Annotated in this window: 11 protein-coding genes; all 11 read left to right on the forward strand. The window is 54.6% G+C overall.

The window, feature by feature from the left end; genetic code table 11:
* Positions 1-2: 2 nt before the first annotated feature.
* Positions 3-536, forward strand: a complete 534-nt coding sequence (gene rplF / locus ACN0UN_RS11565; RefSeq protein WP_094039363.1) for a 50S ribosomal protein L6 — start codon at positions 3-5, stop codon at positions 534-536.
* Positions 537-545: 9 nt separating this feature from the next.
* Positions 546-899 carry a 50S ribosomal protein L18 gene (gene rplR, locus ACN0UN_RS11570; RefSeq protein WP_094039364.1) on the forward strand — a complete coding sequence of 118 codons (354 nt, stop codon included), beginning with the start codon at positions 546-548 and terminating at the stop codon, positions 897-899.
* Positions 900-913: 14 nt separating this feature from the next.
* The gene (gene rpsE / locus ACN0UN_RS11575; protein WP_094039365.1) at positions 914-1,414 is read left to right on the forward strand and encodes a 30S ribosomal protein S5; all 501 of its coding nucleotides are present in this window, start codon (positions 914-916) and stop codon (positions 1,412-1,414) included.
* 6 nt (positions 1,415-1,420) lie between these two features.
* Positions 1,421-1,603 carry a 50S ribosomal protein L30 gene (rpmD, locus tag ACN0UN_RS11580; protein WP_014290666.1) on the forward strand — a complete coding sequence of 61 codons (183 nt, stop codon included), beginning with the start codon at positions 1,421-1,423 and terminating at the stop codon, positions 1,601-1,603.
* 4 nt (positions 1,604-1,607) lie between these two features.
* Positions 1,608-2,042 carry a 50S ribosomal protein L15 gene (rplO, locus tag ACN0UN_RS11585; RefSeq protein ID WP_094039366.1) on the forward strand — a complete coding sequence of 145 codons (435 nt, stop codon included), beginning with the start codon at positions 1,608-1,610 and terminating at the stop codon, positions 2,040-2,042.
* Positions 2,043-2,050: 8 nt separating this feature from the next.
* Positions 2,051-3,382, forward strand: coding sequence for a preprotein translocase subunit SecY (gene secY, locus ACN0UN_RS11590; protein WP_094039367.1), 1,332 nt, complete (start codon positions 2,051-2,053; stop codon positions 3,380-3,382).
* A gap of 26 nt (positions 3,383-3,408) precedes the next feature.
* Positions 3,409-3,522, forward strand: coding sequence for a 50S ribosomal protein L36 (gene rpmJ, locus ACN0UN_RS11595; protein WP_005319705.1), 114 nt, complete (start codon positions 3,409-3,411; stop codon positions 3,520-3,522).
* A 140-nt stretch (positions 3,523-3,662) separates the two neighbouring features.
* Positions 3,663-4,019 (forward strand): 30S ribosomal protein S13, encoded by a 357-nt coding sequence (rpsM, locus tag ACN0UN_RS11600; RefSeq protein ID WP_094039368.1) that lies wholly within the window; start codon positions 3,663-3,665, stop codon positions 4,017-4,019.
* Positions 4,020-4,033: 14 nt separating this feature from the next.
* Positions 4,034-4,426, forward strand: coding sequence for a 30S ribosomal protein S11 (rpsK, locus tag ACN0UN_RS11605; protein WP_094039369.1), 393 nt, complete (start codon positions 4,034-4,036; stop codon positions 4,424-4,426).
* 30 nt (positions 4,427-4,456) lie between these two features.
* On the forward strand, positions 4,457-5,077 hold the full coding sequence (gene rpsD, locus ACN0UN_RS11610; RefSeq protein ID WP_094039370.1) for a 30S ribosomal protein S4: 621 nt from the start codon (positions 4,457-4,459) through the stop codon (positions 5,075-5,077).
* Positions 5,078-5,101: 24 nt separating this feature from the next.
* On the forward strand, positions 5,102-5,976 hold an 875-nt coding region (locus tag ACN0UN_RS11615), incomplete at its 3' end, for a DNA-directed RNA polymerase subunit alpha (protein ID WP_417660107.1).

A 5,976-nucleotide genomic window follows, 5' to 3' on the forward strand; every position in this document is an offset into this window, starting at 1 on the left:
ATATGTCTCGCGTTGCTAAGGCACCTATCGAAATTCCTGCCGGCGTAGAAGTGACGTTGAACGGTCAGGAAATCACCGTCAAGGGTGGCAAGGGTACTCTGAATCGTACCATCAATGCTGCTGTTGAAATCAGCCAGGAAGACAACCTGTTGAAGTTCGTGCCCCGTGGCAATGCCGCCGGCGCCGACGCCCAGGCCGGTACCGCCCGTGCCCTGGTCAACAACATGGTTGTGGGTGTTACCCAAGGCTTCGAACGCAAGCTGCAGCTGGTTGGTGTAGGTTATCGCGCCCAGATGAAAGGCAACGCCGTTGCCCTGTCTCTGGGTTTCTCTCACCCGGTTGAGCATGCACTGCCTGACGGCGTGACCGCTGAATGTCCTTCCCAGACCGAGATCGTTCTCAAGTCTGCCGACAAACAGCTGATCGGTCAGGTTGCTGCCGATATTCGTGCGTACCGCAAGCCCGAGCCCTACAAGGGCAAAGGTGTTCGCTACTTTGGCGAGCAGGTGCGCAGTAAAGAGGCCAAGAAGAAGTAAGGTAACACTATGGACAAAAAAGCAGCTCGTATCCGCCGTGCTACCAAAGCACGCAAAAAGATGCTGGAACTGGGTGCGACTCGCCTGGTGGTTCACCGTACTCCGCGCCACATCTATGCACAGGTTATTGCACCGAACAGTTCAGCCGTTCTGGCTTCCGCGTCTACCGTGGAGAAGTCAATTCGTGAACAAGTGAAATATACCGGTAATGTTGAGGCCGCCGCAGTCGTCGGTAAAGCCATCGCTGAGCGCGCGCTTGAGAAAGGCGTGACCATCGTCGCTTTTGACCGTTCCGGTTTCCAATATCACGGTCGCGTTGCCGCTCTGGCAGCCGCTGCTCGTGAAGCTGGTCTTCAGTTCTAAGGGTGGAGTCGAAAATGGCAAAAATCGAAGCTCAAGCCGGTGAACTGCAAGAAAAGCTGATTGCAGTTAACCGTGTATCAAAAGTAGTTAAGGGTGGTCGTATCTTCTCCTTCACCGCATTGACTGTGGTAGGTGACGGTAACGGTCGTATTGGTTTTGGTTACGGTAAAGCCCGTGAAGTTCCTGCCGCCATTCAAAAGGCGATGGAACAGGCTCGTCGTAACATGCGTAAAGTTGAACTGAATCACGGCACCCTGTTCCATCCGGTGAAGGGCCGTCACTCTGGTTCCAACGTGTTTATGCAGCCCGCTTCCGAAGGTACCGGTATCATCGCCGGTGGCGCCATGCGCGCCGTGCTGGAAGTGGCCGGTGTACACAACGTACTGGCCAAAACCTACGGTTCCACCAACCCGAACAACGTAGTTCGCGCTACCATCGACGCTCTGACTCATATGAAGTCGCCCGAGCAAGTCGCTGCCAAGCGTGGCCTGACTGTTGAACAGATTCTGGGGTAATGCGCCATGGCTAACAAGACTGTAAAAGTAACTCAGACTCGTAGCTCCATCGGCCGTCTGCCTAAGCACAAGGCAACGCTGCGTGGCCTGGGTCTGCGTCGCATTGGTCACACCGTCGAGCTGGAAGACACAGCTTGCGTACGCGGTATGATCAACCAGGTTTACTACATGGTTAAGGTTGAGGAGTAATCGCATGCGTTTGAATACTCTGTCTCCTGCCGCCGGATCCAAGCCTTCTGCCAAGCGCGTAGGCCGTGGTATCGGTTCTGGCCTGGGCAAGACCGGTGGCCGTGGCCACAAGGGTCAGAAGTCCCGTTCCGGTGGTAAGGTTCGTAACGGTTTCGAAGGCGGTCAGATGCCGCTGAAACAGCGTCTGCCGAAGTTTGGTTTTACTTCGCGCAAAGGCCTGGTCAGTGCAGAAGTACGCCTGAGCGAACTGGCGAAAGTTGAAGGCGAAGTGGTGGACCTGAACACCCTGAAGCAAGCTGGCGTGATCACCAAGAACATCCAGTTTGCCAAAGTGGTTCTGTCTGGCACCATTGACCGTCAAGTGACTGTGGTTGGTCTGGGCGTCACCAAGGGTGCCCGTGCTGCCATCGAAGCCGCCGGCGGAAAAATCGAGGAATAATAAGTACTATGGCCAAGAAACCAGGATTAGATGCTAAAAACGCACAGGGCGGGCTGAGTGAACTGAAAAGCCGTCTGCTTTTCGTTCTGATCGCGATCATCGTGTTCCGTGCCGGCTCCTATGTGCCTATTCCTGGGATTGACGCCGCCGTACTTGCCGACTTGTTCCAGCAACAACAGGGCACCATCATTGAAATGTTCAACATGTTCAGTGGTGGCGCCCTGGAACGAGCGTCCATACTGGCGCTGGGGATAATGCCGTATATTTCGGCATCCATCATCATCCAGCTGCTGACTGTGGTTCACCCCGCCTTGGCCGAGCTCAAGAAGGAAGGTGAATCAGGCCGTCGCAAGATCAGTCAGTACACCCGGTATGGCACCCTTGTTCTGGGCACCATCCAGGCCATCGGTATCGCCACCGGTCTGCCGAACATGATGCCGGGACTCGTGGTAAACCCGGGTTTCGGTTTCTATTTCACGGCGGTGGTGAGCCTGGTCACCGGTACCATGTTCCTGATGTGGTTGGGTGAGCAGATTACCGAGCGAGGCATTGGCAATGGTATCTCGTTGATTATCTTCGTGGGTATTGTTGCCGGTCTGCCATCGGCCATTGGTGCCACGGCAGAGCAGGCGCGTCAGGGGGAATTGCACATTCTGTTGCTGTTGCTGCTGGCCGTGATTGTGTTTGCGGTAACCTATTTCGTGGTCTTTGTTGAGCGTGGCCAGCGCCGCATCGTGGTGAACTACGCCAAGCGTCAACAGGGTCGCCAGGTATTTGCGGCACAGAGTACACACCTGCCCTTGAAAGTGAACATGGCGGGGGTTATTCCGGCAATTTTTGCATCCAGCATCATCCTGTTTCCGGGTACCGTAGCCTCTTGGTTCGGTCAGGGGCAGGGGTGGTTTGCCAACCTGCTGCAGGAGCTGTCGCTCACGCTGCAACCCGGCCAGCCGCTGTACGTGATGTTGTATGCCGCTGCCATCATCTTCTTCTGTTTCTTCTACACCGCGCTGGTGTTCAATCCGCGCGAAACGGCAGACAACCTGAAGAAGAGTGGTGCTTTCATCCCGGGGATCCGTCCGGGTGAGCAGACAGCGCGCTATATCGACAAAGTGATGACTCGCCTGACCCTGGTCGGTGCCCTGTACATTACCTTTGTCTGTTTGGTTCCACAGTTTTTGATGACAGCCTGGAACGTCCAGTTCTACTTTGGTGGTACCTCGCTGTTGATTATTGTGGTCGTCATCATGGATTTCATGGCTCAGGTGCAAACCCACATGATGTCCCACCAGTATGGCGATGTCCTGAGAAAAGCGAACCTGAAAGGCTACAACCGTTAAGGTTCGGTTATTTACGGAGTTAAGCAATGAAAGTCCGTGCTTCCGTTAAGGCAATCTGCCGTAACTGCAAGATCATCAAGCGCCACGGTGTGGTGCGGGTGATCTGCTCTGAGCCCAAGCACAAACAGCGCCAAGGCTAAAAAAGTTACGGTTTAACTTGAAAGTTGAAGGCAGGCTGGCTAAAGTAGCCAGCCACCTTTGTTGGGTGTATGTGTAGTCATTACGTATCCTAGACGGGCTTTGTAATGGCTTATTATTTGTTATTTTGTAGGAGTGCATAGTGGCCCGTATCGCTGGCATTAACATTCCTGACCATAAACACGCCGTCATCGCTTTGACTGCTATTTATGGCGTCGGCCGTACCCGCTCTAAAGCCATTTGTGCTGCAGCCGGTATCGCTGAGGATGTGAAAATTAAAGAATTGGATGAAGCGCAGATCGAACTTCTGCGTGAACAAGTGGCCAAGTTCACCGTAGAAGGTGACCTGCGCCGCGAGGTATCCATGAACATCAAGCGTCTGATGGACCTGGGTTGTTACCGAGGTCTGCGTCATCGTCGCAGCCTACCCGTTCGCGGTCAGCGCACCAAGACCAACGCCCGCACGCGTAAAGGTCCTCGTAAACCGATCAAGAAATAACGGGAAGGTAGATCATGGCTAAAACTCCGGCTCGTAGTGCACGCAAGCGCATCAAAAAGCAGGTGAGCGATGGCATTGCCCACGTTCATGCATCTTTCAACAACACCATAGTAACTATTACCGATCGTCAGGGTAATGCTCTGTCTTGGGCAACCGCCGGCGGTTCAGGTTTCCGTGGTTCCCGCAAGTCCACCCCGTTCGCTGCTCAGGTAGCTGCCGAGCGCGCTGGTGAAATTGCCAAGGAATACGGTGTTAAGAACCTGGAAGTAATGGTGAAGGGTCCGGGTCCGGGCCGTGAGTCATCCATCCGTGCGTTGAATGCGGCAGGTTTCCGCATCACCAACATCACCGATGTGACTCCCATCCCGCACAACGGTTGTCGTCCTCCCAAGAAGCGTCGCGTATAACCCTTCTTGTAGGATAGTTGGAGAAAGAACATGGCAAGATATCTGGGTCCCAAGCTCAAACTGAGCCGTCGTGAGGGCACTGACCTCTTCCTGAAGTCAGGCGTTCGCGCGATCGATTCAAAATGTAAAATTGATACCGCACCCGGTCAACATGGCGCCCGCAAGCCGCGCCTGTCCGACTACGGTGTACAGCTGCGTGAAAAGCAGAAAGTTCGTCGTATCTACGGCGTACTGGAAAAGCAATTCCGCAACTACTATAAAGAAGCTGCCCGCCTGAAAGGCAACACTGGTGAGAACCTGCTGCAGCTGCTGGAAGGTCGTCTGGACAACGTTGTTTACCGTATGGGTTTTGGTGCCACCCGCGCCGAGTCCCGTCAGCTGGTCAGCCACAAGGCTATCCTGGTGAACGGTAAGGTTGTGAACATTCCTTCCTTCCAAGTTTCTCCCGAGGACGTAGTCAGCGTTCGTGAGAAGGCTAAGAAACAAGCCCGGATCAAAGCCGCTCTGGAAGTGTCCGGTCAACGTGAAAAGCCGACCTGGGTAGAAGTTGACGCTACCAACATGCAAGGCGTTTACAAGCGTCTGCCTGAGCGTAGCGACCTGTCTGCCGAGATTAACGAACAGCTGATCGTCGAGCTTTACTCCAAGTAAAGCTAGCTTCTAAGAGAGGACACAATGCAGGGTTCTGTAACAGATTTTCTTAAGCCGCGTCTGGTTGATATCGAACAGATCAGCCCGACTCATGCCAAAGTGACTCTCGAGCCGCTGGAGCGTGGCTTTGGTCATACATTGGGTAATGCGCTGCGTCGTATTCTGCTTTCTTCCATGCCGGGTTGTGCCATCACCGAAGTCGAACTCGACGGTGTGCTGCACGAGTACAGCAGCAAGGAAGGTATCCAGGAAGATATCCTGGAAATCCTGCTGAACCTCAAAGAGGTTGCTGTCAAGCTGGAAGGCAAGGACGAAGTGACCCTGTCTCTGACCAAAACTGGTGCAGGTCCCGTAACTGCAGGCGACATCACCCACGGTGATGACGTCGAGATCGTTAACCCAGACCACGTCATCTGTCATCTGACAGGGGACGAGGCCGAAATCAGCATGCGTCTTAAGGTGCAGCGTGGCCGCGGCTATATTCCCGCCGCCGCCCGCGCCCACACCGAAGACGACGAGCGTCCCATCGGACGCCTGCTGCTGGATGCGGCCTACAGCCCCGTGGTTCGTATCGCCTACAATGTTGAGGCGGCCCGTGTCGAACAGCGTACCGATTTGGACAAGCTGGTTATCGACATGGAAACCAACGGCACTCTGGATCCGGAAGAAGCCATCCGTCGTGCGGCCACCATCATGGCCGAACAGCTGGAAGCCTTCGTGGATCTGCGTGACGTGAGCGAACCGGAAGAGAAAGAAGACAAGCCTGAGTTCGATCCTATCCTGCTGCGTCCTGTCGACGATCTGGAACTGACCGTTCGCTCTGCGAACTGTCTGAAGGCAGAAGCGATCCATTACATTGGTGATCTGGTACAGCGTACCGAGGTGGAGCTGCTGAAGAC

This window comes from Pseudidiomarina sp. (genome assembly GCF_048267825.1).
Lineage (GTDB): Bacteria > Pseudomonadota > Gammaproteobacteria > Enterobacterales > Alteromonadaceae > Pseudidiomarina.

What these genes read in the sequence shown, in the direction of transcription:
- rplF (WP_094039363.1), top strand. Translation starts at nt 3, where the DNA reads ATGTCTCGCGTTGCTAAGGCACCTATCGAAATTCCTGCCGGCGTAGAA.
- rpsE (WP_094039365.1), top strand. Translation starts at nt 914, where the DNA reads ATGGCAAAAATCGAAGCTCAAGCCGGTGAACTGCAAGAAAAGCTGATT.
- rpmD (WP_014290666.1), top strand. Translation starts at nt 1,421, where the DNA reads ATGGCTAACAAGACTGTAAAAGTAACTCAGACTCGTAGCTCCATCGGC.
- rplR (WP_094039364.1), top strand. Translation starts at nt 546, where the DNA reads ATGGACAAAAAAGCAGCTCGTATCCGCCGTGCTACCAAAGCACGCAAA.
- rplO (WP_094039366.1), top strand. Translation starts at nt 1,608, where the DNA reads ATGCGTTTGAATACTCTGTCTCCTGCCGCCGGATCCAAGCCTTCTGCC.
- rpsD (WP_094039370.1), top strand. Translation starts at nt 4,457, where the DNA reads ATGGCAAGATATCTGGGTCCCAAGCTCAAACTGAGCCGTCGTGAGGGC.
- secY (WP_094039367.1), top strand. Translation starts at nt 2,051, where the DNA reads ATGGCCAAGAAACCAGGATTAGATGCTAAAAACGCACAGGGCGGGCTG.
- rpsK (WP_094039369.1), top strand. Translation starts at nt 4,034, where the DNA reads ATGGCTAAAACTCCGGCTCGTAGTGCACGCAAGCGCATCAAAAAGCAG.
- rpmJ (WP_005319705.1), top strand. Translation starts at nt 3,409, where the DNA reads ATGAAAGTCCGTGCTTCCGTTAAGGCAATCTGCCGTAACTGCAAGATC.